This is a genomic window from Actinoallomurus sp. NPDC052274 (assembly GCF_040679475.1).
In the GTDB taxonomy this organism is placed as follows: Bacteria; Actinomycetota; Actinomycetes; order Streptosporangiales; family Streptosporangiaceae; genus Actinoallomurus; species Actinoallomurus liliacearum.
Genome location: NZ_JBFAUT010000024.1, coordinates 14386 through 41322, shown reverse-complemented (window position 1 = coordinate 41322; position 26937 = coordinate 14386). Strand labels below are relative to the sequence as shown.

32 protein-coding genes are annotated in these 26937 nt (G+C 71.1%); 21 read left to right on the top strand and 11 right to left on the bottom strand.

What is annotated here, in order from left to right; all coding sequences use genetic code 11:
• Positions 1-8: 8 nt before the first annotated feature.
• The 6 genes from AB0K82_RS21415 to hemL all read left to right on the top strand — a co-directional run bounded on the left by AB0K82_RS21415 (position 9) and on the right by hemL (position 6895).
• Positions 9-1274 carry a glutamyl-tRNA reductase gene (locus tag AB0K82_RS21415; RefSeq protein ID WP_364399295.1) on the top strand — a complete coding sequence of 422 codons (1266 nt, stop codon included), beginning with the start codon at positions 9-11 and terminating at the stop codon, positions 1272-1274.
• The gene (gene hemC, locus AB0K82_RS21410) at positions 1271-2179 is read left to right on the top strand and encodes a hydroxymethylbilane synthase (protein ID WP_364399293.1); all 909 of its coding nucleotides are present in this window, start codon (positions 1271-1273) and stop codon (positions 2177-2179) included. The genes AB0K82_RS21415 and hemC overlap by 4 nt, the downstream gene beginning before the upstream one ends.
• Positions 2180-2226: 47 nt before the next feature.
• Positions 2227-3780, top strand: coding sequence for a uroporphyrinogen-III synthase (locus tag AB0K82_RS21405; RefSeq protein ID WP_364399434.1), 1554 nt, complete (start codon positions 2227-2229; stop codon positions 3778-3780).
• A gap of 20 nt (positions 3781-3800) precedes the next feature.
• Positions 3801-4787: a porphobilinogen synthase gene (gene hemB, locus AB0K82_RS21400; protein ID WP_364399291.1), complete on the top strand. Its 987-nt coding sequence runs from the start codon at positions 3801-3803 to the stop codon at positions 4785-4787.
• A 127-nt stretch (positions 4788-4914) separates the two neighbouring features.
• Entirely contained in the window at positions 4915-5583 is a 669-nt protein-coding gene (locus AB0K82_RS21395; protein ID WP_364399289.1) for a bifunctional DNA primase/polymerase, read from the top strand.
• A gap of 19 nt (positions 5584-5602) precedes the next feature.
• On the top strand, positions 5603-6895 hold the full coding sequence (hemL, locus tag AB0K82_RS21390) for a glutamate-1-semialdehyde 2,1-aminomutase (RefSeq protein WP_364399287.1): 1293 nt from the start codon (positions 5603-5605) through the stop codon (positions 6893-6895).
• A gap of 91 nt (positions 6896-6986) precedes the next feature.
• Here the strand turns inward: hemL and AB0K82_RS21385 are convergent, their stop codons facing one another.
• From AB0K82_RS21385 to AB0K82_RS21365, 5 genes are all read right to left on the bottom strand, one after another.
• On the bottom strand, positions 6987-7187 hold the full coding sequence (locus AB0K82_RS21385) for a hypothetical protein (RefSeq protein WP_364399286.1): 201 nt from the start codon (positions 7185-7187) through the stop codon (positions 6987-6989).
• Between the two features lie 260 nt (positions 7188-7447).
• Positions 7448-8044, bottom strand: coding sequence for a winged helix-turn-helix domain-containing protein (locus AB0K82_RS21380; RefSeq protein WP_364399284.1), 597 nt, complete (start codon positions 8042-8044; stop codon positions 7448-7450).
• A gap of 206 nt (positions 8045-8250) precedes the next feature.
• Positions 8251-9174: a TIGR03619 family F420-dependent LLM class oxidoreductase gene (locus AB0K82_RS21375; protein ID WP_364399282.1), complete on the bottom strand. Its 924-nt coding sequence runs from the start codon at positions 9172-9174 to the stop codon at positions 8251-8253.
• Positions 9175-9179: 5 nt separating this feature from the next.
• Positions 9180-10040 carry a dihydrodipicolinate synthase family protein gene (locus AB0K82_RS21370; protein ID WP_364399281.1) on the bottom strand — a complete coding sequence of 287 codons (861 nt, stop codon included), beginning with the start codon at positions 10038-10040 and terminating at the stop codon, positions 9180-9182.
• Between the two features lie 4 nt (positions 10041-10044).
• Positions 10045-10953 carry an EamA family transporter gene (locus AB0K82_RS21365; RefSeq protein WP_364399279.1) on the bottom strand — a complete coding sequence of 303 codons (909 nt, stop codon included), beginning with the start codon at positions 10951-10953 and terminating at the stop codon, positions 10045-10047.
• A gap of 73 nt (positions 10954-11026) precedes the next feature.
• Between AB0K82_RS21365 and AB0K82_RS21360 the strand changes: the two genes are divergently transcribed.
• From AB0K82_RS21360 to AB0K82_RS21350, 3 genes are all read left to right on the top strand, one after another.
• The gene (locus AB0K82_RS21360; protein WP_364399277.1) at positions 11027-11956 is read left to right on the top strand and encodes a LysR family transcriptional regulator; all 930 of its coding nucleotides are present in this window, start codon (positions 11027-11029) and stop codon (positions 11954-11956) included.
• A 31-nt stretch (positions 11957-11987) separates the two neighbouring features.
• Positions 11988-12527 carry a hypothetical protein gene (locus tag AB0K82_RS21355; protein WP_364399276.1) on the top strand — a complete coding sequence of 180 codons (540 nt, stop codon included), beginning with the start codon at positions 11988-11990 and terminating at the stop codon, positions 12525-12527.
• A gap of 152 nt (positions 12528-12679) precedes the next feature.
• A complete protein-coding gene (locus tag AB0K82_RS21350; RefSeq protein ID WP_364399275.1) occupies positions 12680-13525 on the top strand; it encodes an NmrA family NAD(P)-binding protein in 846 nt (281 codons plus the stop codon).
• A gap of 30 nt (positions 13526-13555) precedes the next feature.
• Here the strand turns inward: AB0K82_RS21350 and AB0K82_RS21345 are convergent, their stop codons facing one another.
• The gene (locus AB0K82_RS21345) at positions 13556-14371 is read right to left on the bottom strand and encodes an alpha/beta hydrolase (RefSeq protein ID WP_364399273.1); all 816 of its coding nucleotides are present in this window, start codon (positions 14369-14371) and stop codon (positions 13556-13558) included.
• 192 nt (positions 14372-14563) lie between these two features.
• On the opposite strand from AB0K82_RS21345, the gene AB0K82_RS21340 reads away from it, so the two are divergent.
• Entirely contained in the window at positions 14564-15121 is a 558-nt protein-coding gene (locus AB0K82_RS21340) for an RNA polymerase sigma factor (RefSeq protein ID WP_364399271.1), read from the top strand.
• A 14-nt stretch (positions 15122-15135) separates the two neighbouring features.
• On the top strand, positions 15136-16296 hold the full coding sequence (locus AB0K82_RS21335) for a CU044_5270 family protein (protein WP_364399269.1): 1161 nt from the start codon (positions 15136-15138) through the stop codon (positions 16294-16296).
• A gap of 112 nt (positions 16297-16408) precedes the next feature.
• Here AB0K82_RS21335 and AB0K82_RS21330 read toward each other — a convergent pair whose 3' ends face one another.
• Positions 16409-17320 (bottom strand): alpha/beta hydrolase, encoded by a 912-nt coding sequence (locus AB0K82_RS21330; RefSeq protein ID WP_364399267.1) that lies wholly within the window; start codon positions 17318-17320, stop codon positions 16409-16411.
• A 64-nt stretch (positions 17321-17384) separates the two neighbouring features.
• Between AB0K82_RS21330 and AB0K82_RS21325 the strand changes: the two genes are divergently transcribed.
• Complete coding sequence (locus AB0K82_RS21325; RefSeq protein WP_364399265.1) at positions 17385-17939, top strand: helix-turn-helix domain-containing protein; 555 nt, start codon at positions 17385-17387, stop codon at positions 17937-17939.
• Here the strand turns inward: AB0K82_RS21325 and AB0K82_RS21320 are convergent.
• Positions 17927-18895 (bottom strand): aldo/keto reductase, encoded by a 969-nt coding sequence (locus tag AB0K82_RS21320; protein WP_364399264.1) that lies wholly within the window; start codon positions 18893-18895, stop codon positions 17927-17929. The two genes, AB0K82_RS21325 and AB0K82_RS21320, sit on opposite strands and share 13 nt — an antisense overlap.
• A 64-nt stretch (positions 18896-18959) precedes the next feature.
• On the opposite strand from AB0K82_RS21320, the gene AB0K82_RS21315 reads away from it, so the two are divergent.
• The 5 genes from AB0K82_RS21315 to AB0K82_RS21295 all read left to right on the top strand — a co-directional run bounded on the left by AB0K82_RS21315 (position 18960) and on the right by AB0K82_RS21295 (position 21887).
• Positions 18960-19328: a MerR family transcriptional regulator gene (locus tag AB0K82_RS21315; protein ID WP_364399262.1), complete on the top strand. Its 369-nt coding sequence runs from the start codon at positions 18960-18962 to the stop codon at positions 19326-19328.
• Positions 19329-19350: 22 nt separating this feature from the next.
• Complete coding sequence (locus tag AB0K82_RS21310; protein ID WP_364399260.1) at positions 19351-20271, top strand: LLM class flavin-dependent oxidoreductase; 921 nt, start codon at positions 19351-19353, stop codon at positions 20269-20271.
• Between the two features lie 264 nt (positions 20272-20535).
• Positions 20536-20700, top strand: coding sequence for a hypothetical protein (locus AB0K82_RS21305; RefSeq protein WP_364399259.1), 165 nt, complete (start codon positions 20536-20538; stop codon positions 20698-20700).
• A gap of 478 nt (positions 20701-21178) precedes the next feature.
• Positions 21179-21334 carry a hypothetical protein gene (locus AB0K82_RS21300; protein ID WP_364399257.1) on the top strand — a complete coding sequence of 52 codons (156 nt, stop codon included), beginning with the start codon at positions 21179-21181 and terminating at the stop codon, positions 21332-21334.
• A gap of 106 nt (positions 21335-21440) precedes the next feature.
• On the top strand, positions 21441-21887 hold the full coding sequence (locus AB0K82_RS21295; protein ID WP_364399255.1) for a GNAT family N-acetyltransferase: 447 nt from the start codon (positions 21441-21443) through the stop codon (positions 21885-21887).
• Positions 21888-22460: 573 nt separating this feature from the next.
• Here AB0K82_RS21295 and AB0K82_RS21290 read toward each other — a convergent pair.
• Positions 22461-22835, bottom strand: a complete 375-nt coding sequence (locus AB0K82_RS21290) for an ATP-binding protein (RefSeq protein ID WP_364399254.1) — start codon at positions 22833-22835, stop codon at positions 22461-22463.
• Positions 22836-22969: 134 nt separating this feature from the next.
• Between AB0K82_RS21290 and AB0K82_RS21285 the strand changes: the two genes are divergently transcribed.
• From AB0K82_RS21285 to AB0K82_RS21270, 4 genes are all read left to right on the top strand, one after another.
• A complete protein-coding gene (locus tag AB0K82_RS21285) occupies positions 22970-23347 on the top strand; it encodes a Scr1 family TA system antitoxin-like transcriptional regulator (protein WP_364399252.1) in 378 nt (125 codons plus the stop codon).
• Positions 23344-23751: a DUF5753 domain-containing protein gene (locus tag AB0K82_RS21280; RefSeq protein ID WP_364399432.1), complete on the top strand. Its 408-nt coding sequence runs from the start codon at positions 23344-23346 to the stop codon at positions 23749-23751. Before AB0K82_RS21285 ends, AB0K82_RS21280 begins: the two co-directional genes overlap by 4 nt.
• A gap of 2 nt (positions 23752-23753) precedes the next feature.
• Complete coding sequence (locus AB0K82_RS21275) at positions 23754-23861, top strand: DUF397 domain-containing protein (RefSeq protein ID WP_364399250.1); 108 nt, start codon at positions 23754-23756, stop codon at positions 23859-23861.
• A gap of 94 nt (positions 23862-23955) precedes the next feature.
• On the top strand, positions 23956-24330 hold the full coding sequence (locus AB0K82_RS21270) for a hypothetical protein (protein WP_364399248.1): 375 nt from the start codon (positions 23956-23958) through the stop codon (positions 24328-24330).
• A gap of 574 nt (positions 24331-24904) precedes the next feature.
• On the opposite strand, the gene AB0K82_RS21265 is transcribed toward AB0K82_RS21270, so the two are convergent.
• Both AB0K82_RS21265 and AB0K82_RS21260 read right to left on the bottom strand, forming a co-directional pair.
• The gene (locus tag AB0K82_RS21265; protein ID WP_364399247.1) at positions 24905-25513 is read right to left on the bottom strand and encodes a hypothetical protein; all 609 of its coding nucleotides are present in this window, start codon (positions 25511-25513) and stop codon (positions 24905-24907) included.
• 220 nt (positions 25514-25733) lie between these two features.
• Positions 25734-26909 carry an Ig-like domain-containing protein gene (locus AB0K82_RS21260; protein ID WP_364399245.1) on the bottom strand — a complete coding sequence of 392 codons (1176 nt, stop codon included), beginning with the start codon at positions 26907-26909 and terminating at the stop codon, positions 25734-25736.
• Positions 26910-26937: the final 28 nt, after the last annotated feature.

The following is a 26937-nucleotide window of genomic DNA, read 5'->3' as shown; positions in this document are numbered from 1 at the left end:
GAGCACCAGTGAGCATTCTCGTGGTCGGGCTGAGCCACCGCAGCGCCCCGGTCGCGCTGCTGGAACGCACCGCGGTGACCGGAGAGCGGCTGGTCAAACTCCTGCACGACGTCCACGGCTCGCCGAACGTCAGTGGGGTCGTCGTCGTCTCCACGTGCAACCGCATCGAGGTGTACGCCGATGTCGACAAGTTCCACGCCGGCGTCTCCACCATCTCCGAGCTGCTCTCGCAGCACTCGGACGTGTCGCTGGACGAGCTGTCCCGGCACCTGTACGTCCACTACGAGGAACGCGCGGTCCAGCACGTCTTCTCGGTGGCCTGCGGCCTGGACTCGATGGTCGTCGGCGAGGGTCAGATCGCCGGCCAGCTCCGTACCGCCCTGAAGCTCGCCCAGAAGTACGGCACCGTCGACCGGGCGCTGAACGAGGCGATCCAGCAGGCGCTGCGCGTCGGCAAGCGGGCACGGAACGAGACCGGCATCGACCGGGCGGGCGCCTCGCTCGTCACCGTCGGCCTGAGCCGGGCCGGCTCCCTCACGGGCCGGCGCGCCCTGGTGGTGGGCGCCGGTTCGATGAGCTCGCTCGCCGCCGCCACCCTCGCCCGTGAGGGCATCGGCGAGATCGTCATCGCCAACCGCACGTACGAGCGCGGTGTGCGCCTGGCCGAGGCGACCGACGCCCCGGCGCGGGCGATCCGCCTCGAGGACCTGCGACAGGCGATCGCCGAGGCGGACATCGTCGTCTCGTGCACCGGGGCCGCCGGCCTCGTGATCACCCCGGACATGGTCCAGGGCCCGGTCTTCCTCCTCGACCTCGCCCTGCCGCACGACGTCGACCGGGCCGTCCGCGACCTGCCCGGCGTCACGCTCGTGGGCCTGGACGACCTCAGCACCGGCGAGGACGCGCCGGCCGAGGCCGACACCGACGCCGTCCGGCGGATCGTGTGCGAGGAGGTCAAGGCCTTCCAGCTGAGCCTCGTCGCGGCGACGGTCGCCCCTACAGTGGTCGCCCTGCGCAGCAAGGCCGCCGAGGTCGTCGAGGCCGAGCTCGGCCGGCTCGGCGGCCGGCTGCCCGAGCTCGACGACAAGGTACAGGCGGAGATCGCCCAGACCGTACGCCGCGTGGTCGACAAGCTGCTGCACGCCCCGACCGTGCGCGTAAAGGAGCTGGCGGCCTCACCGGGCGGCGACACGTACGCCGACGCGCTGCGTGAACTCTTCGACCTAGACCCCAAGGCCCCGGAGGCGGTCATCCGGGCGGAGGACGTCCTGTGACCACTCTCAAATTGGGTACCCGCCGCAGCCTGATGGCGATGACGCAGTCCGGCCTGGTGGCCGACGCGTTGACCGCCCGTACCGGCCGGCCGGTGGAGCTCGTCGGCGTGACCACCGAGGGCGACGTCTCCAAGGCGCACCTGGCCCAGATGGGCGGCACCGGCGTGTTCGTCAGCGGGCTGCGCGAGCGGCTCCTGTCCGGCGAGATCGATTTCGCCGTGCACTCCCTCAAGGACCTGCCGACCGGACCCGCCGAGGGCATCGTGCTCGCCGCGGTCCCGGCGCGCGACGACCCCCGCGACGCCCTCTGCGGCCTGGCCAAACTGGCCGACCTGCGGCCCGGGGCGCGGGTCGGCACCGGCTCGCCGCGCCGCGTCGCGCAACTGCGGGCGCTGCGGCACGACCTCGACGTCGTCCCGATCCGCGGCAACGCCGACACGCGCCTGCGGAAGGTCACCGACGGCGACCTGGACGCCGTCGTGCTGGCGTACGCCGGGCTGAACCGCATCGGCCGTGTGGAGGCCGTCTCGGAGATCTTCGAGCCGGACCAGATGCTGCCCGCGCCGGGCCAGGGCGCGCTGGCGGTGGAGTGCCGGGCCGATCGCGACGATCTCATCGAGCTCCTCGCGACCCTCGACCACGCCCCGACCAGGGCGGCCGTGACGGCGGAGCGGACGCTGCTGGCCACGCTGGAGGCGGGCTGCTCGGCTCCCGTGGGCGCATACGCTGCATGGGAAGAGCAAATCGTGCATCTGACCGGAGTCGTTGTCGGGTATGACGGTGAACGGCAGATTCGGTTGTCGGAAAGCGGCTCCCCGGACGATTCAGAGCGACTAGGACGCGATCTCGCGCTCAGGATGCTCGCGGAGGGGGCCGACCAGTTGATGGGGGAGAGCACATCTTGAGCCCCGCGAGCAAAAAGGCCGCGTACGACGAGGGCGAGGCCCCCGCGATGTCCGGGACGACTCCCGGCGAGCGGCAGGGCAGGGTCGCGTTCGTCGGCGTCGGCCCGGGCGACCCGGAGCTGCTGACGCTCCGGGCGGCCAGGATCCTCGGCACGGCCGACGTGATCGTGGTCCACGAGACCCTTGCGCCGCCGTACCACGCACACTTCAACCCCGGCGCCGACGTGGTCGGCCCGGCGGGCGTCAGCCTCGTGAGCCTGGCCCGGTCGGGCAAGGTCGTCGCGCGGGTCTTCGGCGGCGACCCCGGCCTGGGCTGCGCCCTGACCGAGGACGTGAAGACCTGTGCCAAGGGCAAGGTGCCGTTCGAGATCGTCCCCGGCATCTCGTCGGTCACCGGCGTCCCCGGGTACGCCGGCATCCCGCTGACGGACGGCAAGCACCGCGAGGTCGTGATCGTCGACGCCCAGGAGGGCGGGATCGACTGGAGCGCCCACGCGAACGCCGCCACCCTGGTGATCCTCGGCGTCGAGAACACCATCGGCGAGGTCGCCAAGGGCCTCATGGCCGCCGGCCGGTCCGACACGACCCCGGTGGCGGTCACCTCGATGGGCACGACCACCGAGCAGTACACCGTCGACTCGACGCTGGCGAAGGTCGCCTCCGACACCAAGCACCTGGAGTCCCCGGCGCTGCTGGTCGTCGGCGACGTCGTCCGCTGGCGCGACAAGATGTCGTGGTTCGAGACCAAGCCGCTGTTCGGCTGGCGGGTGCTGGTGCCGCGCACCAAGGAGCAGGCCGCGTCGCTGTCGGACCAGCTCCGCTCGTACGGCGCCGTGCCCGACGAGGTGCCCACGATCTCGGTGGAGCCCCCGCGCACGCCGCAGCAGATGGAACGTGCCGTCAAGGGTCTCGTCACCGGCCGTTACGAGTGGGTCGTCTTCACCTCGACCAACGCCGTGCGCGCCGTACGCGAGCGGTTCGAGCAGTACGGCCTGGACGCCCGCGCGTTCGCCGGCCTCAAGGTCGCCGCCGTCGGCGAGCAGACCGCCGCCGCGCTCGTGGAGTTCGGCGTCAAACCGGACCTCATGCCGAAGGGGCAGCAGTCCTCCGAGGGGCTCGTGGAGGTCTGGCCGCCGTACGACAAGGACCTCGACCCGATCAACCGGGTGCTGCTGCCGCGCGCCGACATCGCCACCGAGACGCTCGTCGCCGGGCTCACCGAGCTGGGCTGGGAGTGCGACGACGTGACCGCCTACCGGACCGTACGCGCGGCGCCGCCGCCGGCGCCGATCCGCGAGGCGATCAAGGGCGGCGGGTTCGACGCCGTGCTGTTCACCTCGTCCTCGACGGTCCGCAACCTGATCGGCATCGCCGGCAAGCCGCACAACGTCACGGTCATCGCGTGCATCGGCCCGCAGACCGCGCGCACGGCGGAGGAGTACGGCCTGCGCGTCGACGTGCTGGCGGACAGACCGTCCGTCAGCGCCCTCGCCGAGGCGCTCGCGGAGTACGGTGCCAAGCGGCGGGCCGCCCAGGTCGAGGCCGGCGACCCCCTCCGCAAGCCGAGTGAGATGCGCCGCGGCGCCCGCCGGCGCAAGTGATGAGCTGAAAGAAGGTCGTCGTGACCGCGCAGTTCCCCGTCGTACGTCCCCGGCGGCTCCGCCGCACCCCCGCGCTGCGGCGGCTGGTCGCCGAGACCCACCTGCACCCGAGCGACCTGGTGCTGCCGCTCTTCGTCAAGGAGGGCATCACCGAGCCGCAGCCGATCGCGTCGATGCCGGGCGTCGTGCAGCACACCCGGGAGTCCCTGCGCAAGGCGGCGCACGACGCGGTGGAGGCCGGCGTCGGAGGGCTGATCCTGTTCGGCATCCCCGCGGTCAAGGACGGCCGCGGGTCCGCCGCCGACGACCCGGCGGGCATCGTGCAGAAGGGGCTGCGCGACCTGTCCGCCGACCTCGGCGACGCCACGGTGATCATGGCCGACCTGTGCCTGGACGAGTACACCGACCACGGGCACTGCGGCATCCTCACGGGCTCCGGCGAGGTCGACAACGACGCGACCCTGGAGCGCTACGCCTCCATCGCCGTCGCCCAGGCCGCGGCCGGCGTGGACGTCGTCGCCCCGAGCGGCATGATGGACGGCCAGGTCGCCGCGATCCGCACCGCCCTGGACGAGGCCGGCTACGGCAACGTCGCGATCATGGCGTACGCCGTGAAGTACGCCTCGGCGTTCTACGGCCCGTTCCGCGAGGCCGCCGAGTGCGCGCCGCAGTTCGGCGACCGGTCCGCCTACCAGCAGGACCCGCCGAACGCCGAGGAGTCGATGCGGGAGGTGCTGCTGGACCTGGACGAGGGCGCCGACTTCGTCCTGGTCAAGCCCGCGCTGACCTACCTCGACATCGTCAGCCGGGTACGCGACACGGTGCACGTCCCGGTCGCCGCCTACCAGGTCAGTGGCGAGTACGCCATGGTCGAGGCGGCCGCCGCGCAGGGCTGGATCGACCGCGACCGCATCATCATGGAGACGCTGATCTCCGCCCGCCGCGCGGGCGCCGACATCATCCTGACCTACTGGGCCACCGAGGTCGCCCGCTCCCTGCGCGCCTGACGTGACCCCGCCCTCGAAGCCGTGACCCGCCGCATAGCAGGTCACGGCTTCGCCGCTATTCGGGGGTTCCCACAACTCGCGAAACCGCGGCGCGTCATCATCGAAAGAGGAGCGGAGGGGGAGCAGGATGCTGGACGTAACAGCGAAGCGAACGAACCGGTCGGCCGGCCGCCGCAAGACGGGCGAGTCGGCCAGGCGCGAGCGCATGGCGGCCGCCGTACAGGAGTACGCCGCCCTGGGCTGGCCCTGTTATCCGGGCGAACATCCGGCCACCGACGGCACGCGGGCGTGTTCCTGTGACCGGATCGGCTGCCCGTCGCCCGCGGCGCATCCCCGGTCCCAGGTGTGGCAGCGGCAGGCCACGGTCGATGTCGACACCCTGGCCCGCTGGTGGGCGGGCGACCCGGAGGCCAACATCGTCCTGCCGACCGGGCGGGTCTTCGACGTCTTCGACGTGCCGGCCGAGGCGGGCCGCGCGGCCCTGGACCGGATGGAGCGCGAGGGCGTACCGGTGGGCCCGGTGGCCGCCCACGGCGACGAGCGTTACCTGTTCTTCGTCGCCACCCGTGGCGCGCCCGTCGACGAGGACGAGTGGTGGTCCTGCCACCTCGACACCGTCCCGGAGACGATCGCCGACAACCCCGGAATGCGCTGGCACTGCCGTGACAGCTACGTCGTCGCGCCGCCGTCGATGCTGCCGTTCGACCGCGCGGTGACCTGGGTCAGGGCGCCGCACGGTGCGCCGCTGCCCGACCCGCTGCGGCTACTGGAGATCCTGGCCGACGACGCCGAATGACGTCTGGGAGACTCGTGGGGTGACTTCCACGAATCGTTCCGAAGCACTGTTCGACCGGGCCGGTGCGGTCATCCCGGGCGGCGTGAACTCCCCGGTGCGCGCCTTCGGGGCCGTGGGCGGCACCCCGCGGTTCATCGCCTCGGCCCGGGGCGCGTACCTCGTCGACGCCGACGGCAACGAGTACGTCGACCTGATCTGCTCCTGGGGCCCGATGATCCTTGGGCACGCCCACCCGCAGGTCGTGGAGGCCGTGCACCACGCCGTCGAGCACGGCACCTCGTACGGCGCCCCGACCGAGGGCGAGGTCCTGCTCGCCGAGGAGATGGTCGCCCGCACGCCGATCGACGAGGTCCGCCTGGTCAGCTCCGGCACCGAGGCGACGATGTCGGCGATCCGGCTGGCCCGCGGCTTCACCGAGCGCCCGAAGATCGTCAAGTTCGCCGGCTGCTACCACGGCCACTCCGACGCGCTGCTGGCCGCCGCCGGGTCCGGCGTCGCGACGTTCGGCCTGCCGGACTCGCCGGGCGTCACCGGCGCGGCCACCGCCGACACGATCGTGCTCCGCTACAACGACATCGCCGCCGTCGAGGAGACGTTCGGTGAGTACGGCCACGAGATCGCCTGCGTCATCACCGAGGCGTGCCCGGCCAACATGGGCATCGTTCCGCCGATCCAGGACTTCAACGCCGCCCTGAAGCGCGTCTGCGAGCGGCACGGCGCCCTGCTCATCATCGACGAGGTCCTGACCGGCTTCCGCGTCTCCCGGTCCGGCTGGTACGGCCTGGAGGGCGTGGCCGGCGACCTGTACACCTTCGGCAAGGTGATGGGCGGCGGCCTGCCGGCCGCGGCGTTCGGCGGCCGCGCCGACGTCATGGACCGGCTGGCCCCCGCGGGCCCGGTGTACCAGGCGGGCACGCTGTCCGGTAACCCCCTGGCCACCGCCGCCGGCCTGGCCACGCTCCGCGCCGCCACCGACGAGGTCTACGCGCGCATCGACCACGCCGCCAACGCGGTCGCCCAGGCCGCGACGGAGGCGCTGACCAAGGAGGGCGTGCCGCACCGGCTGCAGACCGCGGGCAACCTCTTCTCGATCTTCTTCGCCGAGGACCCGGTGTTGGACTTCGAGCAGGCCCAGCGCCAGAACACCCGCCGCTACGCCGCCTTCTTCCACACGGCCCTGGACCACGGCGTCTACCTGCCCCCGTCGGCGTACGAGGCGTGGTTCCTGTCCGCCGCCCACGACGACGCGGCCCTGGAACGCATCGCGGACGCCCTCCCGCACGCCGCGAGAGCCGCCGCCGAAGCGGCGTAGCAACGCCCCGACCCATTACCGCCGAGACTTTCTGCTGCCATGCATGGCAGCAGAAAGTCTCGGCACTGATCGGGCCAGCAGCCGCCCCAGCTCAGAACAATCCCAGGTGCGGGAGTAGCTTCTCGACCGCGGTGAGGATCTGCGCCGCGTCGGCGAGGGCTTCTTTGACCTCATCCCACGTGGCCGCGTCATCGGGCATCGCGGGGTACTCGAGCTCGTTTCGGCGGATGCGGAGTGCACGGAACGGACGGAATTTGTCGCCGAACTGCGCCCGTACGGCTTCGTCGACCACGACATGCCCACCTCGTGTCGTAGGCCGTAGTCCCTGCTGGATGAGCAGGCCCGTGCAGGCATGCCTCGCCGCATCGTACGAGAGCACGTAGGCGCTGTCCGGATCAGTGACAGCGATCTGACAGCGGTGGCATGGGTGCGAAGTGCTCTCTTCAACCATGGTTCGCCGTTCGCGGCCGAGCCTCTCAGGTGCTGTAGCTCGCCGTTCTGGAGCAGTCGTTCGATCACAGCCGCGCCTTGGCTCCAGCGGTTCACTGCCCCTCACCCTCGGTCGATCGGTATTTCACCGAATGCAACCACAAGGGGGGAGGTCTTGACCTGCTGAATCAATGGATCCGCTGGATCCACCCAACGTTCTCCTGGACGGATGACCGGATTGACCGGAAAGCCGATGCGTTGCTGAGCCCGGTCGGCGGCGTCATAGACGTCGCCCCTGGCCGGCCGACCGAGGACGAGGACGTCGACGTCGTTCGGCGGAGGTCCTGGCTCGCCGTGATACCGAGCGGCCCAGGATCCGTAAATGACGACGGCGTCCGCTCCGTCGAGCGGGGCGAACTCATCGGCGATCACTACCTGGGGGCCTACGGTCATCACGAGTAGCTGGGTCAGTGGTCCGCTGAGGCGGTTCGCCGTGTTGGCATGCAGTAGTTGCGAGCGGCCGACCGGCCGAGCCCGGATCAGGTCGGCTTCAATCAGTCGATGTATGTCGCGGTGCAGCGTCGACGGGCGGACGCCGAGCTTCCGGGCCAGGTCGGCGAGGGTGTAGTCGCTCTCCGGATGAAGGAAGAGCATGGCGAGTACGTCCGCCTGATTGGCCGACCGGAAGATCGGCAGCAACGGCGGCGCATCTGTTCGCATAAGACGAATATAACTTCGGCTAATACGAATCGTCGAGCTACTGTGCGCAAGGATCGAGGAGCGTCTCGGCCCTTCGCGCGGTTCGCTGCGGCGCCGAACAGCCCACCAGAAAAAGAAGACCCGGCCCACGAGGAGCCGGGTGGTCTACGCGACCGAGTCTACCCACTACCAGCCGGGCGGCATCGAGTATCCACCGACCGGGCCGGTCAGGCGTCGGGGGAGAGGGCTTCGATGATCTCTTCGGCGCGGGCGGTGGCGGCCTTGGGTTCGGCGTCGGGGCTGCCGACGAGGGGGTCCCAGTTGAGGTCGTAGAAGAGTTCGGTGACGCCCTGCTCGGCGAGCCAGGCGGTGTCGTCGCGGATCTGGTCGTAGGAGCCGGACAGGCGCAGGCGCTTGCCGGCGTCGTAGGTGGCCTCCTCGCCCGCCCGTACGACGCCGCGGACGACGACGCGGACCGCGTCGGGGTCCTTGCCCGCCTCCTCGGCCGCCTGCCGGACGGTGGCGATCTGCTCGTGGATGCGGGACAGGTCGGTGGCGCTGCGGCTGAGCCAGCCTTCCGCGATCCGGCCCGCGCGCTTCAGCGCGGCCTCGGCCACGCCGCCGAGCAGCACCGGCGGGTGCGGCTTCTGCACGGGCTTGGGGGCCTGGCGGCTCGGCGGGATCGTGTAGAACTCACCGTCGAACTGGCTGACCTCGTCCTCCCACAGCGTGCGCAGCGCCGCGACGAACTCCTCGGCGCGCGCGCCGCGTCGCTCCTCCGAGGTGCCGCTGGCGACGAACTCCTCGTGCTGCCAGCCGGCGCCCAGGCCGAGGTCGACCCGCCCGTTGGACAGCACGTCCAGGGAGGCGACCTCCTTGGCGAGGTACACGGGCGTGACGAACGGGAAGTTGATCAGGGAGACGCCGAGGCGGATCCGGGAGGTGCGGGCGGCGGCGTAGGCCAGGGTGACGAGCGGGTCGAGCACGCTGCGGTACACCGGGGCCAGCGCCTCCCTGTCGGCCGGGGTGAGCAGGCGGTGGAACGTCCACAGCGAGTCGTATCCGAGGTCTTCCGCGCGTTCCGCGAAGTGACCGACGTTCCGTGGGGTGGCCCATGCCCCCGACACCGGGGCGCCGAATCCGATCCTCATGTTCCTTATCCTGGCAGCCGTTCGAGCGCCCTGGTCAGTGCGGCGGCGGCCGGCGGCCGCAGCGGCGATCGTACGGTGGCGTCGGCGATCAGGCCGCGCTCGGCGAGCACCGCCTTGATGACGGTGGGGGAGGGCTCGGCGAACAGGGCGTTCACCAGGGGCAGCAGGGCGTCGTGGAGATCGCGGGCGCGCGCGGCGTCCCCGTCCCGTACGGCGTCGGCCAGCGCGGCGAACGCCGCCGGGGCGACGTTCGCCGAGGCCGTGATGCCGCCCGCCGCGCCGAGGTGCAGCATCGGGTACAGGAACGCGTCGTCGCCGCCGAGCACGCCCCGGCCCTCGGCGAGCAGGGTCAGGGTGTCCGCGTCGATCGCCCCCGGGCAGTGCTTGATCCCGGCGACGTGCTCGGTGGCGAGCAGTTCGAGGAGCGTCTCGACGCGCAGCGTCTTCCCCGTGCGGTACGGGATGTTGTAGACGATCAGCGGTATCCCGGCCGCCGCGCCGATCGCCGCGAAGTGGTCGAGGACTCCCTCGTCGGTGGGCCGGAGGTAGTACGGCACGACCGCGAGGAGCAGGTCCGCGTCGGTGGCGCGGTCGATCGCCTGGCGGACGGACTCCTCGGTGCCGATCGTGCCCACGCCGACGGTGAGCGGCGCGCCGTACGCCTCGCTGATCTTCCGGCACGTCGCGACGACCGTACGCCGTTCGTCGGCGGTGAGCAGCGCGGCCTCGCCGGTGGTGGCGAGCACGACGAGTCCCGCCGCGCCCTCGGTCAGGACGTGGTGGGCCAGGACTTCGAGGGAGGGGACGTCGAGGGTGCCGTCCGGTCCGAACGGTGTGACGAGCGGAACGTGGATCCCGTGGAGCATGGAGTCACCTCTCGGCGAGCGCGGCGGCCGGGGCGTCGGCCCCGGGGAGGACGGCGGACGTACGGCGGCGAAGGCTGCCGAGGGCGACGCCGCCGACGATGAGGACCCCGGCGACCACGTCGGGGACGGTGACGCGCTCGCCGAGCAGGAGCGCGGCCGAGGACACCCCGAACAGCGGCACCAGCAGCGAGTAGATCGCCACCTGACCGGCGTCGTACCGGCGCAGCAGCCACCCCCACAGGCCGAACCCGACGAGGGTCGACAGGTACGCGATGTAGGCGAGCGCGCCCAGGCCGCCGGCGGAGATGTGCGCCAGCGCGTGCAGGTCCGCGCGCGGCCCCTCGAAGATCAGCGAGAGCGCGAGCAGCGGCAGCGGCGGGATCAGGCTGACCCAGACCATGAACCCGAACATGTCCGACGGCTGCGCCTTCCGCATGCCGATGTTGGCCAGCCCCCACATGCCCGCCGCGACGAGGCACAGCGCGAACGCCAGCACGGGTCCGCCCTGGCCCAGCGACCCGGCGATCACCGCGATCCCGGTGAAGGCCACGAGCATGCCCGCCACCTGCGCCCGGCGCATGCGCTCACCGAGCATCGGCACGGCGAAGGCGGCGGTGAACAGCGCCTGCGTCTGCAGCACGAGCGACGACAACCCGGCCGGCATGCCCAGGTGCATGGCGATGAACAGCAGGCCGAACTGCCCGACTCCGAGCGGCAGCCCGATGAGCGTCATCCGTCGCCACGGGATCGCGGGCCGCCGGACGAACAGGACCGCGGGGAACGCCGCCGCCACGAACCGCAGGGCCGCGAACAGCAGCGGCGGCAGGGCGCCGAGCCCCACGTGGATGATGACGAAGTTGAATCCCCAGATCGCGGCGATCAGCACCGCGATCGCGATGTCGCGAGGTCTCATGACTCCGATCGTCGCGGCCACCATTCTTTAGGACAAGCGAATGTTCCTTAAGCTCTCCGTGTAGCATGTCTACATGCTCGACCTGGAGCGGCTCCGCGCCCTCAACGCCGTGGCCACGTACGGTTCCGTCAGCGCCGCGGCGGAGGTCCTCCACGTCACGACCTCGGCCGTCTCCCAGCAGGTCGCCAAGCTGGAGCGGGAGACCGGCCAGAAGCTCCTGGAGCGCAACGGCCGAGGGGTCCGCCTCACCGACGCCGCCGCGCTCCTCGCCGCGCACGCCGAGCGCATCCTCGCCATGGTCGAGGCGGCGGAGTCCGACCTGGAGGCCCAGCGCGGCGCCGTCGTCGGCGAGCTCGCCATCACGGCGTTCCCCACGGCGGCGCGCGGCCTGATGCCCGGCGCGCTGGGCCGGCTCGCCAAGGAGCACCCCCTCCTGACGGTGACGCTGCGCGAACTGGAACCGCACGCCAGCCTGCCCCTCGCCGCCCGCGGGGAGATCGACCTGGGCATCGTCCAGGACTGGTTCAACGTGCCGCTCGCCATCCCGGACGGCCTGGTCAAGGCGCCGCTGCTCGACGACGTCGCGGACGCCGCCCTGCCCGCCGGCCACCCGCTCGCCGATCGCGAGGTCATCGACCTGGCCGACCTGCGCGGGGAGGCGTGGATCGCCCAGTCGGCCGGCGCGATCTGCCGTGACTGGCTGGAGCACACGCTCCGGACGGCCGGCCTGGAGCCGCGCGTCAGCCACACCGCCGACGAGTACGCCACGCAGCTCGCCCTCGTGGCGGCCGGACTGGGCAGCGCCATCCTGCCTCGTCTGGGCCGCTGCGACGTGCCGCCCGGCGTCCGCATCGTCGCCGTGCGCCCCGCGCTGACACGGCACGTGTACGGGATCTGGCGCGCCGAGGCGGCCCGCCGCCCGGCCATCCGCGCCGCCGTCGCCGCGCTCCGCGCCGCCGCCACGGACCTGGGACTGAACACGCCCGTCCCTCACGGAGAGTGACGGAGCGTCCCGCCACGGGTAGGGGCGCGACATGTGGACACGAGCAACGATCGAAGGAATGGTCGCCGGACTCGTCGGCGCGCTGGCGATGACGGCCAGTGAGAAGCTCGAACAACGATGGACCCATCGCCCGGACTCGAACGTCCCGGCGCGGACCCTGGAACGCCTGACGGGCCTGTCGGAGCGCCCCCGGCGGCAGCCGAGGTCGCGCAACCTCGCCATGCATCTCGGACAGGGCATGCTCATGGGCGGGCTGCGCGGGGTGATGGCCACGGCCGGGCTGCGCGGCCCCTGGGCCTCGGCGATGTTCGGGGTGGTCCGCCTGACCAACGACCAGATCCTGGAGAACGCGACGGGCGTCGGCGCTCCGCCCTGGACCTGGCCGCGCCGTGAACTCGCCGTCGACCTGCTGCACAAGGGGGTCTACGCCGCCGCGACCGGCCTGGTCGCCGACACGCTGGCCGCCTGGCACGGTCCGGGTCCCGGCCAGTGGCACGCGGCCCTGCGCCCGGGACGCCGCGGGGACGTCGCACCGGTCCCGAGGCGGCGACTACGCCCCGTGGTCCGGTGACCACCCAAAATCATTCTTTTCTCGCGAATTCTGGATCGCGACTTCATTCCCGCAGGTCAGCGAGGAATGTGAACACGCTGTTCGCGTTTGCCGTCCCCGGAAGCGCTGGTGAGGATGAACGCCCTTGATCGATCGCGCAGTGGGGAGACGTCATGCCGATACTGGTCACCGGAGCGACCGGCACGGTCGGGAGCAGCCTCGTCCGGCAACTCGTGGCCGCCGGTCAGGAGGTTCGGGCCGTGACCCGCGACCCCGCCTCGCGGGCGGCCGCCGCCCTGCCGCCGGAGGTGGAGGTGGTCGCCGGGGACTTCGGCCGGCCGGAGAGCCTGGTCCCCGCCCTTCGCGGTGTCGAGCGGATGCACCTGGTGGCGATCGGCGAGTCGCTGACCACCGGCCCCCGGATCCTCGAACTCGCGAAGGAGGCCGGCGTACGGCGGATCGTGCACCTCGGCCACAACGATCCGAGCCGCGACGACGACGATCCCGTCGAGGCGCCCCACCGCGTCCTGCACAAGGCCATCGAGAACTCCGGTCTCGAGTGGACGCACATCTTCCCCGGCGAGTTCATGGCCAACACCCGCGAGTGGATCGCCTCGATCAGGACGGAGAGCGCCGTGCGCGCCCCGTTCGGCGACTGGACCAGCGCGATGGTCCACGAGGCCGACATCGCCGCCGTCGCCCTGGCGGCCCTCCTGGAGGACGGCCACACGGGGCGGACCTACGTGCCGACCGGTCCGGAGCCCGTACGGCGCCGCGACGCCGTACGGCTGATCGGCGAGGCCATCGGCCGCGAGGTCCGGTTCGTCGAGCTCACCCCCGACGAGGCACGGGAGTACTGGAAGGACCGGTACCCCGAGCAGGTCATCGAGTGGTTCCTGGAGATGGGCCGGCACCTGGACGGCAACGCCTGGGTCTCGCCCGTGGTCGAGGAGGTCACCGGCCGTCGGGGCCGTACCTTCGCCCGGTGGGCGGCCGACCACGCCGCCGACTTCCGCTGACCGGCGAGCCGCCCACGACTCGACGACACCTCAGCCCTTGATGAACTCGAGCAGGTCGGCGTTGAGCTCGTCCTGGTGGCTGGCGAAGATGCCGTGCCCGGCGGTCGGGTACTCCTTGTACACGGTGCCCGGGATGATCTCGGCGGTGCGGCGGCCGGTCACGTCCACCGGCGCCGAGAAGTCCGCCGCGCCGTGGACGACGAGCGTGGGGATGGTGATCTCGCGCAGCCCGGCGCGGTGGTCGGTGTGGAACAGCGCGTGCTGGAACCTCAGCACCGCCCACGGCGAGGTGGCCTCGCACTCCCGGATCATCCAGTCGATGAGGGCGGGGGAGACCGCCGGGCCGAGGTGGGTGGCGAAGAAGACCTGGGCCTGGTCGGAGAGCCACTTGGGCCGGTCGGCGCGGATCTTGGCCTGGGTGGCCGCGAAGAGGGCCTCCGGGATGCCGGCCGGGTTGTCCTCGGTCTGCTTCAGGAACGGCAGCATCGCGGAGATGAACACGGCGCGGGCGACGCGCTCCTCGCCGTGCCGGGCGAGGTAGCGGGCGATCTCGCCGCCGCCCATGGAGTGGCCGACGAGGGTGACGTCCCGCAGGTCGAGGTGCTCGATCAGCGCGGCCAGGTCGTCGGCGGTGGTGTCCAGGTCGTATCCGCCGGAGGGCCGGTCCGAGCGCCCGTGGCCCCGCCGGTCCAACGCCACGCACCGGTAGCCCCGCTCGACGAAGAAGGGGATCTGGTACTCCCACATGTCGGTGCTGAGCATGCAGCTGGCGACGAAGACGATCGCCGGACCCTGGCCGTAGTCCTCGTAGGCGAGGCGGGTTCCGTCAGCGGTCTCGAAGAACATGGGGTCGCTCCTTGGTCTGTCTCACGTGGTCCGACGTCATGAATCCTCCCGGCTGGCGGGAACGGGGTCGATTACGTCCGAGGTAACCGGCGGCCCTACCGGTGATCTTCTTCGAAGTGATCGGTAAAGGCGGCGGGGGCCGTCGGAAGTACTGGTGAAAGGTCACCGACTCACCGAAGGGCAGGGACTCCGTTGGGCGACTCCGAGGATTCCCGAAGACGCTTCACCGAGCTGTACGACGAGAACTACCGGCGCGTGCTCGGCTACGTGGTCACGCGGGCCGAGCCGGACGTGGCGGAGGACATCGTCAGCGAGACGTTCGTCATCGCGTGGCGCCGCCTGGACGACATCCGCGAGCCGGCGCTGCCCTGGTTGCTGGGCGTCGCCCGCAACCTCCTGCGCAAGCAGTGGGACAGCGGCTCCCGGCGGCGTGCGCTGGTCGACCGGGTCACCGCGATGACCACCGACGAGGACCTGGTGGCGTGGGACGTCGCCGACCACGTCGTGGAGCGTGACAGCGCGCTGGCGGCCATCGGCGGGATGTCCGAGAGCGACCTGGAGGTCCTCTCGCTCGTCATGTGGCACGGCCTGGCCCCACGGGAGGCCGCCAAGGTCGTCGGCTGCTCGACTGCGGCGTTCTTCGTCCGCCTGCACCGCGCGCGGCGTCGCCTCGCCAGGGCGATCGACAACGCGCCCGCGCCCGATGCCCGCCACCCCGTGTCCCGCGCCGCCGACAAGGCCGCCCGATGAACCCTGGAGCCAAGATGAACCGCGACCCCGACCACCTGTTCCGTACGCTCAAGCCCGTCGGCCTGGAGACCATGGCCGCCGAGGCGCACTCCCGCCGCCGCGAGCGGGATCTCGCCAAGGCATGGGACGGCGACGACTCCGGCCGCGCCGTCTCCGTGCCGACCGCGCGGCGCCGGACGCCGCGCCTGCTGGTGGCCGGCCTGGCCGCCGGGGCGGTCGCCGCGAGCGCGGCGTTCGTCATCGTCGCCACCGACGGCTCCGGGGGCTCCCCCGGCGCCCGGCCGGCCGCGTCCGGGCCCGTACGGGCGCTGGACGCCCGCGCCGTCCTCCTGACCAGCGCCGACAGCGCCGCCAAGGCACCGGCCACCACTGGCGCCTACTGGTACACCCGCGAACGCGAGACCTCGATCTTCAGCACTTCCGATTTCCGCAAGGCGGCGCAGAAGAGGATCGCCAGGCAGCTCGGCGAGAAGAGCCTGCGGGTCCCGCCCTTCACGGCGCACGTGAGCAAGACGCAGGACAGTTGGTACGGCCGTGACAGGCGCGATCGCACGATCACCGGCATCGACCCCAGGATCACCTTCCCGTCACCGGCCGACGAGGCCGCGTGGAAGAAGCTGACTCCCAAGGAGAAGGACTGGTTCGGCGTCGACCCGTCGGGCAAGCCGCACGTGAACAACTACGACTTCTCCGGCCTGAAGCCGAACATCACCCAGCGGGACAAGACGATCGAGGCCCTGACCAAGCTGCCCACCGACCCGGCCGGTCTCCGAAAGACGATGCGGACCTGGTTCCAGCACGAGAACCAGTTGTCCAACCAGCACGACGGTGAGCCCATGGGCGACAGCTTCGCCCAGTACGTCTTCGGCGAGGCGCAGGACCTGCTGGCCGGCCCGCTGACGCCGGGCGCGAAGGCCGCGCTGTACCGGCTGCTCGCCGAGCAGCCGGGCATCCGTTACCTCGGCACGGCCACCGACCCGATGGGCCGCAAGGGCGCGGTCCTGGCCCTGGGGAGGAACGACGCCCGGCCGGGGAAGGGCTTCGAGATCCGTCTGATCATCGACCCCCAGTCGGGGCGGCTCCTCGCCCAGGAGTCCGGGGACCGCAAGGCTCCTAGCCTGACCATGACGTACGAGGCGATGGGCTGGGTGAATCGCCTCGGCGCCCGCCCCTGAACCGGCCGGCGGGACCTGACGAAAGTGAGGGGCCGGCGGTGCCGATCGTGCGATGCCGCACCGGCCCGCCGGTCCCTAGGTCCTTCCGAGAACGATCGGGGGAGGAACATGATCACCCTTCGCGGACGGCGCGGAGGAGGTCGGTGAGGGCGCCGAGGACGGCGTCGGGGCGCTCCTCGTGCATCCAGCCGTGCCCGACGTCGTCGAGGACCCGCTGTTCGCCGTGGGGGACCGACGCGGCCAGTTCCGCGTGGATCGTGCGCTTCATGTCGTTGATCTCGCGCAGCAGGTCCGCCGGCCACAGGTGGGCCTGGGTCGCGTCGTGCCCCAGGGCGGTCAGCACGATCAGCGGCACGTCGGGCAGGTCCGGGGCGTTCCGGAGCTCGTCGGCGACCTCGGTGTAGAGGTTCTTGTCCTCGTTCCAGGCCGTACGCCACGCGGTGAGGTGATGCTCGATGAGCGGCCCGCGAACGGCGTCGGGCCACTTCGCGAAGTGCCCGGCGAGCGCGTCGCGGGAGCGCTGGAGCTGTTCCTCGGTCGGCTCCGGCAGGTCCTGACTCTTCATCCGCTCCAGCATCTCGGGCACCTGCCGGGGTGCGCGTCGCAGGAAGTCCTCGTGGGTGGGGTCCAGCAGGAGCAGCCCGGCGACCTCGCCGGGGAAACGCTGCGCGTAGTGGCGCGCGTAGGCCCCGCCCAGGGAGTGCCCGACCAGCACGTACGGGCCCGGAACTTCGGCGGCGGCCAGCAGGTCGCGCAGCTCGTCGGTGACCTCGCCGGCCGTACGGGGCAGCTCGACCGGGTCGCTCCAGCCGGTGCCGGCCCGGTCGTAGAGCACGCCGGTCGTCAGCCGGGCGACGCGGTCGTGCAGGTTCACGTAGTCCAGGCCGACGAGGCCGGCCCCGGGCAGGAGGACCACGGCGGGCTCCCCGGCGCCGGACCGGTGCAGCATCAGCCGCCGGCCCCCCACCTCGTACAGCCGCCCCAGCGGGGGTCCGGTCCGGTGCTCCGGTGTCGTGGATCGCATGCGGGACGCCTCTCAGGATTATTCTCAACTTTGAGAAAGGTATCACCTGTGAGATCGTTAGGCCATGGACCCGGTCGATCTGCTCCTGCATCCGGTGCGGCTCCGCATCGTGCACGCGATGTCGGGCGGGCGGACGCTCACGACCGCGCGACTGTCCGAGCTCATGCCGGACGTCTCGAAGGCGACCCTGTACCGGCACGTCGGCCTGCTGGCCGAGGGAGGGCTCCTGGAGGTCGACGGCGAGCAGCGGGTGCGCGGCGCCGTCGAACGGACGTACCGCCTGCGCCGGGCCCGCGCCGTGATCGACGCGGAGACGGCCGCTTCCGCCTCGGCGGAGGACCACCGCCGCGCCTTCGCCACGGCCATGGCCACCCTGCTGGCCGAGTTCAACGCCTACCTGGACCGCGACCCGGACCCGGCCCGCGACCTGGTCGGCTACCGGCAGCACGCGATCTGGCTCAGCCCGCGCGAACGCGCCGAGATGATCGGCGAGCTGCGCGACGTCATCGTCTCCCGGATGGCCAACGAACCCGCGCCGGACCGCACCCGCCACCTGCTCAGCCCGATCCTCTTTCCCGCCGAGAGCCCGGGCGACCCGGCGGCCGATCACCAGGCATAGGCCTCCGGCGCGGGGCCCGGACCGGGGAAGATCTCGTCGAGGCGGTCCAGCTCGCTCGGGCCGAGACGGACGTCGAGGGCGCCGACCGCGCGCTCGAGATGGTCGAGCGTACGAGGGCCGATGATCGGTCCGGTCACCCCCTCCTGGTGCAGCAGCCAGGCGAGGGCCACGTCCGCCGGGTGCCGGCCCAGCTCGTCGCAGAACTCCTCGTACGCCGCCACCTGGGGCCGGACGGCCGCCAGGCGCTTCGCGGTGAGGTCCGAACCGCTCTCCCGGCCGGGCCGGTCCTTCCGCAGGATGCCGCCGAGGATGCCCCCGTGCAGCGGCGACCAGGGGATGAAGCCGAGCCCGTAGTCGCGGGCGGCCGGGAGCACCTCGAGCTCGGCGGTGCGCTCGGCGAGGTTGTACAGCGACTGCTCGCTGACCAGGCCGAGGGAGTTCCGGCGCCGCGCCGCCTCACCGGCCTGGGCGATGTGCCAGCCGGCGAAGTTCGAGGAGCCCACGTACAGCACCTTGCCCTGCGCGACCAGGACGTCCATGGCCTGCCAGAACTCCTCCCAGGGCGTGTTCCGGTCGACGTGGTGGGCCTGGTAGAGGTCGAGGTGGTCGGTCCGCAGCCGGCGCAGGGAGTCCTCGACCTGCCGGCGGATGTGCCGGGCGGACAGGCCACTCGTGTTCGGTCCCTCGCCCATCGGCTCGTACACCTTGGTGGCGAGCACGATGTCGTCCCGCCGGCCGCTCTTCTCCAGCCAGCGCCCGATGATCTGCTCGGTCCAGCCCTCGCCGAGCCGCCAGCCGTAGATGTTCGCGGTGTCGAAGAAGTTGATCCCCAGGTCGAGGGCGCGATCCATGATGGCGTGGGCGGTCTCCTCCGGTGTGTCGGGACCGAAGTTCATGGTGCCGAGCACGAGCCGGGAGACCTGCAGGCCGGTACGGCCGAGGTGTGTGTACCGCATGGCGCCGACGTTAGGGTTTCACATTGATGTGAAGGTCCAGCCGAACCATCGTGGAGTAGGTCACATGCGCATCGGTGAGCTGTCGCGGCGGACCTCGGTCAGCGCGAGGTTGCTGCGGTACTACGAGGAGCAGGGACTGCTCGTCCCGGAGCGGCTGCCGAACGGCTACCGGGAGTACGCCGAGGACGCCCCCATGATCGTCGCCCAGATCCGCGGGCTCCTCGACGCCGGGTTGTCGACGGACGTCATCCGGGAGCTGCTGCCGTGCGCCGAGGGCAGGACGCCCCGGCTCACCGGCTGCCCGGAGCTGCGCGGCATCCTCCGGCAGTCCCTGGACGGCATGCAGTCCCGCATCGACGCCCTCACCCGCAACCGGGACGCGCTCCTGCGCTACCTCGAGGCGACCGAGACCGTCGCACCCGCGCCGGGCTGACCGGCCGGAGTAGGGTCGGAGGGTGCGCTTCGCGATCTCCATCCCGCAGTTCTCCGCCGACGGGGAGTTCGACCCGGCCGCGTTCCGCGCCTACGTCGTACGGGCCGAGGAGCTGGGCTTCCACAGTGGCTGGACCCAGGAGCAGGTCCTCGGCTCGATGCCCAACCTGGGCCCGATCGAGACGATGACGTACGCCGCGGCCTGCACCGAACGACTGCGGCTGGGCTGCGCGGTGTTCGTCAGCACCCTGCACAATCCGCTGCACCTGGCCAAGAGCATCAGCACGCTCGACCAGCTCAGCCGGGGCCGGCTGGAGGTGGGCGTCGGCACGGGCGGGCGGGGCAGGGCGTTCGCGGCCTTCGGAATCGACACGGACGCCTTCGTCGCCCGCTTCACCGAGGGCATCCGGCTGATGAAGGCGTGCTGGACCGAGTCCGAGATCACGTTCCCCGGCCGGTTCTGGCAGCTCGACGGCCAGGCGGTGGAGCCGAAGCCCTTCCAGAAGCCGTACCCGCCGCTGTGGTTCGGCGGCAACCACCCCAACGCGCTCCGCCGCGCGGTCCGGTACGGCGACGGTTTCTTCGGCGCGGGGTCGCAGACGACCGCGCAGTTCGCCGATCAGATGCGGGTCGTACGGGAGGCGCTCGACGAGGCCGGCCGCGACCCCCGGGACTTCCGGATCGCCAAGCGCGTGTACATCGCGGTCGACGACGACGCCGCGCGGGCCCGCCGGCGCGTGACCGACGCGCTGAACCGGGTGTACGGCCGCTCCGGCGGGGACGACCTGACCCCCGTCGCGGTCTTCGGCCCGCCCGACGAGTGCGTGACCCGGCTGCGCGAGGTCGCGGACGCGGGCGCCGAGATGATCCTGTTCACCACGCTCTTCGACGAGGCCGAGCAGATGGAACGCCTGGCCGCGGAGGTCATGCCCCACCTGTCCTGAGACGGCGAAGGGCCGGCGACCCAGTGGCGGGTCACCGGCCCTTTCCGGCCCGGCTCGGCGATTCCCCGGCCACGTTCCTGGGGGCGGCCGGTTCAACCGTCGGGCGGTCAACGAAGCGCTGCCAGCGCTATCGAGGTTCCGCAGCCCCGCAGGGGCCGCGTTCAAGATCATCTTTATGATGGCACAGCCGGAACGGTCGCTGGTCATCAAGATCATCTTTGTCGACGTGATCTCCAGCACGTTCACCGACTTGGCCGATCCGACGTGGCCGAATCCGCCGTCCCGCGGACGGTCTCCGCAGGACATCCTGCTCAACACGAGTGGGACCTGGACGCCAACGGCGCGTCCCGCGACGTCTCGGGCGAGTCGCCCGAGAGTGCGGGTCGGGGAGGCGGCGCGGGCCAGGGCGAGCAGCTCGACGAGCGGTGACGGCGGAAACCCGACCGCCACGGCCACCTAGGGGCCACCGGCGCCGAAGTCGTCAGGCAGTGAACGACGACACTGCCTGAGGGCTCCGTGAGACCCCTGATCGACTGATCCCGGCGGGGTGGTTCTGAACCACTCCCGCCGGGATCTTCTCCTTTCTGGCCCCAAAAGGCCCGAAGCCGCTCTCGCACCGGCCACTCGGTCGTCGGTGGGGCGGAGGTCGGCGCGGCCAGGGCAATCGACTCGTCACCGGTGCCGTACGGGCCACGGCGAGCACTGGCCCCTCACCTCCGTGCCCGCCGTGGCCCCTGCCACCCGACCGGTTTTCGGGGGAAGACCCGATCGCGCGGAGCCTCGGTGGTTTCGCCGCCGCCTGACTCGGCGATCCGAAGTGGTCCGATCCGCCGCCCGCTGGACGGTCTCTGCCTGAGAAGTCCCACAGCATGAGTGGGAACCCGTCAAGGGAGACAACATGGGTCCGTTGGAACGACGCAGGATGAAGAAGCTCCTGGTGAACGTGGTGGCGCAAGTCACGCACGGTCCGGAGCCCGACGCTGCGGGCGAGAGCGACAAGGAGCCCCAGGTCAACACCGAGAGCGAGGGCAAGCAGCCCGAGCAGCCGCGGCGACGGCGGTAGCCTGAACCGCCACGACCATGGAGGGCCCCAGCCGACGCGCTGGGGCCCTCTTCTCGTGTGCCGGCGGAGCTCGCATCAGGCTCGTTCGATCTGGAACGCTCGCGGCATGGAAGCCATCGGGCTGCGGCCGGCGACACCGGCCGACGCGGACTTCTGCTTCGAACTGCACAGGCTGGCCATGGGCGACTACGTCGCCGCGATCTGGGGCTGGAACGACGCGGACCAGCGCGAATACGACGAACGCGCCTTCGGCCCCGGCCACTGGCAGATCATCACGGTCGACGGGACCGACGCGGGCCTGTTCATCGTCGAGGACCGGCCGGAGGAGCTCTACCTCGGCCGGATCGAGCTCCACCCCGACCACCAGGGCCAGGGCATCGGCGGAACCCTCATCCGCGCGCTCATCGACCGCGCCCACGCCCAGGGCCGCCACGTCACCCTGGACGTCCTGACCGTCAACCCCCGGGCGTACGCCCTCTACCGCCGCCTCGGCTTCCAGGAGCAGTACCGCCACGGCGACGGCGACATCAAGATCCGTATGAGATGCGCCTGACGCCATATCGGCCACCGCCGCCGGTCGGGCGGCTGTGGCGGCTTCCCCCGCCGTGAGGTAGTTGAAAAGGGGAGTTGCACAAGACCGCTGATCGTGGACGGTAGTTCTCTAAGAAGCGACCGATGATCGCCCAATGCGATGGTCGCCCAACGGAAAGGACAACCTCATGCGCCACGGTCGAATCCCGTTCGAGCCGCTGAGCACCACGCCGGAAGAGCCGCCGCAGCCCATCGGGCCGAGCTGGCCCCTGGGACCGGCGCCGAAGCAGTCGGAGCAGTGAGCAACGCACCTGCCTGACAGCTCCGCCTGAGGAGCTGTGATCAACTGACCCGGCGGGGTGGTTCTGAACCACTCCCGCCGGGGCTTTTCATCTCCGGCCCCCACAAGGACAGAAGCCGCTCTTGTCCTCGTCCGAGGGACCTCAGACCTCGCACAGCGGTTGCTGCCGGCTGACCGGGCGCGCGTCCCAGCGGGAGATGCGGCACGGCGAGCACCGGCCCCTCACCTCCGTGCCCGCCGTGCCCCTGCCGCGCGACCGGCTTCGGGGGAGGACCCGATCGCGCGGAGCCTCGGTCACCCGCCGCACCGCGCCCAGACCGTCTTGCCGTCGTCCTCCGGCCGCCAGCCCCACTCGATCGCGTACGCCTGGACGATGAACAGCCCGCGGCCGTCCTCCTCGTCCAGACCGGCGGCCCGGATCGCGGGTTCGCCGTCGTCGGAGTCCCGCACCTCGACCAGTACCGCCCGGTCACCCGGACGGCTGATCGTCAGCTCGAACACGGCACCGAGCCGCGCGGCGTTGGACACCAGCTCGGTGGTGACCAGATACACGTCGTCCAGCAACTCCGGCAGCGCCCAGTCCCGCAGCCGCCGCTCGACCGCCAGCCTGGCCACCTTGGCGGCACCCGGATGCGGTCCCAACTTGAGCGAGTACGAGTCGGCGGTCATGGCCCTGCCCGTCCTGAGGAGGATTCTCGATTCGCATCTCACTCTGTTGTCTCGTGACTACTCTCGGCAATGGAAGGAGCTCGACAACCCCCGACAGCTTCAGCCCGGAGGGCGACATGGGATATCGGCGCGAGATGGACCCGACGACATCGGTGGCGGCGCTCTTCGCCTACAAGCTCCGGAAGTACCGTGACGCGAACGGCTGGACCCAGGACGCCCTGGCCGACCGCGTCGGCTGCACCGGCGACCTCATCTCGAAGATCGAAACCGCCAAGCGCTCCGCGACGACGGCGATGTCCGAGGACTTCGACCGGCTGTTCGCCCTCGACGGCTACTTCGCCGAGCTACAGCCCCTCGCCGCCCGCGAACTCGCCCTCGGCTGGTTCCGCCCCTTCCTCGAAGCCGAGGGCACCGCCTCCTCAATGCACATCTTCGAGCCAACGGTCATCACCGGGCTGCTTCAGGACGAGGCCTATGCGCGGGCAATGCCTCACCGCAGGCAACCACCCTGACAAGGTCGACCAGCTCGTCGCCACCCGCATGGAGCGCCAGGAGATCCTCCGCCGGGACGTTGGTCATCCTGCTGTCCGAGTACGCCATCCGCCGCAAGATCGGCGGCCCCGAGGTGATGCGCGCCCAACTCCAACGCCTTCTCGACGCAATGAAGGAACCCAACATCACCATTCAGATCCTTCCGGAGGACGCGCAGATTTATCTCAATGGCTCGTTCACGCTCCTGAGCTGCGACGGAAGGAAGGACGTAGCCTACGCCGAGACCCCTATAGGCGGTGGGGACCTGATCGACCAGCCTCGGCTCGTCAATGCACTTAAAGTACGATTCGATCTGATCCGCTCTGCGGCGCTCCCGGCCACAGAGTCGGAAAAGCTCATCCGCACCATCATGGAGAGTGTGTGAGCATGACAGGTCTTTCATCTGCCCAGTGGCGTACGAGCACGCGGTCCGACCAGCAGGGCGGCCAGTGCGTGGAAGTGGCCGTCGTCGAAGAGGCCCGTGGCGGCGCCTGAGCAGGTGACGCGGACCGGGTGCATCGCGTGTGAGCTGAGCTCTGGGGCGAGGCCGTTGCCGGGTGGGCGGCTGCATGAGAGTTCGGGGCTGGTCGTGGAGCACTGTGTCGGGCCGCTCGGGGTCGGCGCGCTGGTGGTCAAGCCGCTGCGGCACGTCGTGCATGTGGCCGACCTCGACGAGGCCGAGAGCGCGGCGCTCGGTCCGCTCCTGCGGCGGACGGCGGCGGCGGTCACGGAGGTGATCCGGCCGGAGCAGGTCTACGTCTGCCTGTGGTCGCACATGGGCCGAAAACCGGGCCACATCCACTTCGTCGTCCAGCCGATCACCAAGGCCGACATGGCCCGCTTCGACGCGGCCGGACCGGATCTCCAAGTCGCGATGTTCCGCGCCGGCGAGTTTCCGGGGGAGACCGAGGTGGAAGCCATCTGCACCCGACTGCGCCCGCTCCTCGCCGCCCAGAGTCAGTGAGCGCCCGGAGTTTTCGTCGTTGGAGCGACGAAAATCCTCGGCGGTAGAGGAGCGCGGGGCCTTCGGCATCGCGCAGGCGGGGCGAGGGTGCTCGTTCTGAGGTGTCTACCTGGAGGAGAATCGTCTCGGCTGAGTAGACGGCATGGGACGAGGCGCCGCTACCCGGCTGCGTCCGGTGCACCTGGAGTCGGCCGATCACCGGCGGGGGTGGCGCCGCCGCGGACCGGATTGTTCGCGGCGCCCTGGACGGCGTTGATGCCGCAGGTGGCGTCGCTACTGACACGTTGCCGTCGGTGTGGCCGGGTCGACGCCCGTATCGTCGCTTTTTGCCCGTCAAGAGCGGCGGCAAAGTCCTCTTGCGCGTGGCCTCGACGCGGGCGTGCGGGCCCGAGGGGCGTGCAATACGTTCGGTGAAACAGGGGTGGTCCGCCTCGGAAGAGGGACGAAATGCTGCGATCCGGGCGGCGCGGTCGGGTTTTCCGAGACGTCTGCACGTGGCGGGACTCGGGCCGCCGTCAACGCCCCGGATCGGCGTCGCCGGCGGCACCGAGATCCTCGGCGCTACGGGGGCGGGTCAGGCGTCGGGCCAGATGCGGCGCTTGGCGGGGACGGCCATCAGGTCGCCGACGACGAAGTCCTGCCCCGGTCCCTGCCAGGCGAAGGGCATGAACACCGCGAGGGCGCAGCCCGCCTGGTGCTCGACCTCCATGGCGATCGCGTCGACGCTTCCCGGCGGGGCCGGGGCGGGGTCCCTCCGCCAGTCCGTGGACCGGCGGAGCTGGACGTTGACGGGGGCGGTGTCGCCCGGCGACGGCTCCTTCATGCGCACGTAGTAGGTGATGACGGCGCACCGGAGCTCGGCCTCGCGGGCGCGGTAGCCGTCGGCGAGATGGTGCAGCGCCCCGGCGGTGGCCGTCTCGTCGTAGGCATAGTCCGCGTCGTACTGCCCGGCCTTCCGCAGCACCCCGTCGGCGTCCATGACCAGGCCGAACGGGTAGAGCGTCCCCGCGTCGGGCTCCGGGCGGAGTCTGCCCTCGGCGCCTTCCAGGGCGGCCGCGAGGCAGGCGTCCATGTCGCCTCGGGCCCGTCGGGGGACGGAACCGTCCATCAGCATCAGCGTCAGCGTCTGCATCGGATGCGGATAGGTGGGCGGGAAGTCGCCTGCGGCTCGCCAGGAGGACACGGCCCGAAATCCTAATCGACGAACATGCGCCGGGTAAGGCGACTCCGACGGATGAAAAGGGGTTTCGTCCTGGCGGCAAGGGCGCGGCCGTACGGGCGGCGACCGGGGACCCGTTGCTGCTCGGTTACGGCCGGCTGCGGCCCGACGACGCGCGGCTGGAGGTCTTCGGTGACCGCGACCTGCCGGCCGCCTGGCTGGCGGCCACCGCCCTCTGACACGCTCAGCGGGACAGATCGCCGTCCTTCAGCCAGGCGCTCCAGGGGTAGTTCCAGTATTTCCAGTCGCCGTCGTTCGGCTCGTCGACGAAGCGGCGGCTCGTGCCGGTGATCTTGACGATGTCGCCGCGCTGAGCGATGCCGAAGAAGTAGCGGGCGCCGGCTCTGGAGGTGCGGACGCAGCCGTGGCTGGCGTTGCGGTCGCCGAGGGCGTCGTACTCCCCGACGCTCTGGTGGACGTACTCGCCGCCCATCGAGATCCGCACCGCGAGGTGGACGTCCTCCTTGTAGTAGTCGCAGCCGGATTGGCCCGGCTTGCAGTTCGGGGACTCCATCTGCACCACCTGCTTCTTCTCCCTGGTCAGGTGGATGCCGCTGGTGGTGGTGTACTCGCGGGTGGTGCCCTTGCCCATGCTGATGAGGAACGTCCGCACCACGCCGTCGTGATCGACCTTCATCAGGTGGGTGCGGGAGTCGGCGACCGTGATGTTCGACGCGCCGATGGTGAAGGCCCTCGTGACGTCCGTCGTCCCGTACACGCCCTTGGCGGCGCGTACGCCGGCCAGGTGCGCGGTGAAGGTCACGTTCTGGTGCGGCTGCCAGTAGCGGCGGGTGCGGTAGACGACCTGCCGGTCCGACATCCAGTGCCAGGCGCCCCCGTCCGCCCTGTCCGCCCGGACCTCGAGGGCGCGCGTGACCCGGGCGCGGTCGGCCACCGGGCCGTCGAACGTCACGATGATCGGCATTCCGACGCCGACCCTCTCGCCGGCCTGCGGCGTGACGTCGGCGATGGCGATCTGATGCGCGGCCGAAGCCGTGCGGAACCGGCTCATCACCGCGGTGACCCGGCCCGTGGAACTCCGGGCCGTGGCCTTCACCCGGTACCAGACGCCGGGCTTCAGGGTCCAGATGGTCTTCCACGACCTGTGGTCGGCGTCGAACGCGCCCGGCGCGTCCGTGTCGTCCTGCCGTACGTCCACCTGCTCCAGCCGCCCGCCGGAGACGGTGACCTCGACGCTCCGGTCCGGCCGGACGGTGCGCCTGCCGTCGGCCGGGCTGATCTTGATCGTCGCGTCGGCCGCGACCGATGCCGCCTGCTGGCCGCCGCCGGAGCAGGCCGACGTCACGGCGACGGTCGCGGCGGCGATGGCCGGGCCGGCGAACAGCCGCCGATTCCTCATGTGGGTCTTCACTTCCTATGAGATGCGC

Bases quoted from the DNA above. Each gene is read 5' to 3' on its own strand.
- AB0K82_RS21260 (WP_364399245.1), bottom strand. From the start codon at position 26,909: ATGAGGAATCGGCGGCTGTTCGCCGGCCCGGCCATCGCCGCCGCGACC.
- AB0K82_RS21395 (WP_364399289.1), top strand. From the start codon at position 4,915: ATGCTGGACGTAACAGCGAAGCGAACGAACCGGTCGGCCGGCCGCCGC.
- AB0K82_RS21380 (WP_364399284.1), bottom strand. From the start codon at position 8,044: ATGCGAACAGATGCGCCGCCGTTGCTGCCGATCTTCCGGTCGGCCAAT.
- AB0K82_RS21315 (WP_364399262.1), top strand. From the start codon at position 18,960: ATGCGCATCGGTGAGCTGTCGCGGCGGACCTCGGTCAGCGCGAGGTTG.
- AB0K82_RS21350 (WP_364399275.1), top strand. From the start codon at position 12,680: ATGCCGATACTGGTCACCGGAGCGACCGGCACGGTCGGGAGCAGCCTC.
- AB0K82_RS21375 (WP_364399282.1), bottom strand. From the start codon at position 9,174: ATGAGGATCGGATTCGGCGCCCCGGTGTCGGGGGCATGGGCCACCCCA.
- AB0K82_RS21285 (WP_364399252.1), top strand. From the start codon at position 22,970: ATGGACCCGACGACATCGGTGGCGGCGCTCTTCGCCTACAAGCTCCGG.
- AB0K82_RS21295 (WP_364399255.1), top strand. From the start codon at position 21,441: ATGGAAGCCATCGGGCTGCGGCCGGCGACACCGGCCGACGCGGACTTC.
- AB0K82_RS21335 (WP_364399269.1), top strand. From the start codon at position 15,136: ATGAACCGCGACCCCGACCACCTGTTCCGTACGCTCAAGCCCGTCGGC.
- AB0K82_RS21365 (WP_364399279.1), bottom strand. From the start codon at position 10,953: ATGAGACCTCGCGACATCGCGATCGCGGTGCTGATCGCCGCGATCTGG.
- AB0K82_RS21360 (WP_364399277.1), top strand. From the start codon at position 11,027: ATGCTCGACCTGGAGCGGCTCCGCGCCCTCAACGCCGTGGCCACGTAC.
- AB0K82_RS21290 (WP_364399254.1), bottom strand. From the start codon at position 22,835: ATGACCGCCGACTCGTACTCGCTCAAGTTGGGACCGCATCCGGGTGCC.
- AB0K82_RS21320 (WP_364399264.1), bottom strand. From the start codon at position 18,895: ATGCGGTACACACACCTCGGCCGTACCGGCCTGCAGGTCTCCCGGCTC.
- AB0K82_RS21275 (WP_364399250.1), top strand. From the start codon at position 23,754: ATGACAGGTCTTTCATCTGCCCAGTGGCGTACGAGCACGCGGTCCGAC.
- AB0K82_RS21345 (WP_364399273.1), bottom strand. From the start codon at position 14,371: ATGTTCTTCGAGACCGCTGACGGAACCCGCCTCGCCTACGAGGACTAC.
- AB0K82_RS21330 (WP_364399267.1), bottom strand. From the start codon at position 17,320: ATGCGATCCACGACACCGGAGCACCGGACCGGACCCCCGCTGGGGCGG.
- AB0K82_RS21405 (WP_364399434.1), top strand. From the start codon at position 2,227: ATGTCCGGGACGACTCCCGGCGAGCGGCAGGGCAGGGTCGCGTTCGTC.
- AB0K82_RS21325 (WP_364399265.1), top strand. From the start codon at position 17,385: ATGGACCCGGTCGATCTGCTCCTGCATCCGGTGCGGCTCCGCATCGTG.
- AB0K82_RS21370 (WP_364399281.1), bottom strand. From the start codon at position 10,040: ATGCTCCACGGGATCCACGTTCCGCTCGTCACACCGTTCGGACCGGAC.
- AB0K82_RS21355 (WP_364399276.1), top strand. From the start codon at position 11,988: ATGTGGACACGAGCAACGATCGAAGGAATGGTCGCCGGACTCGTCGGC.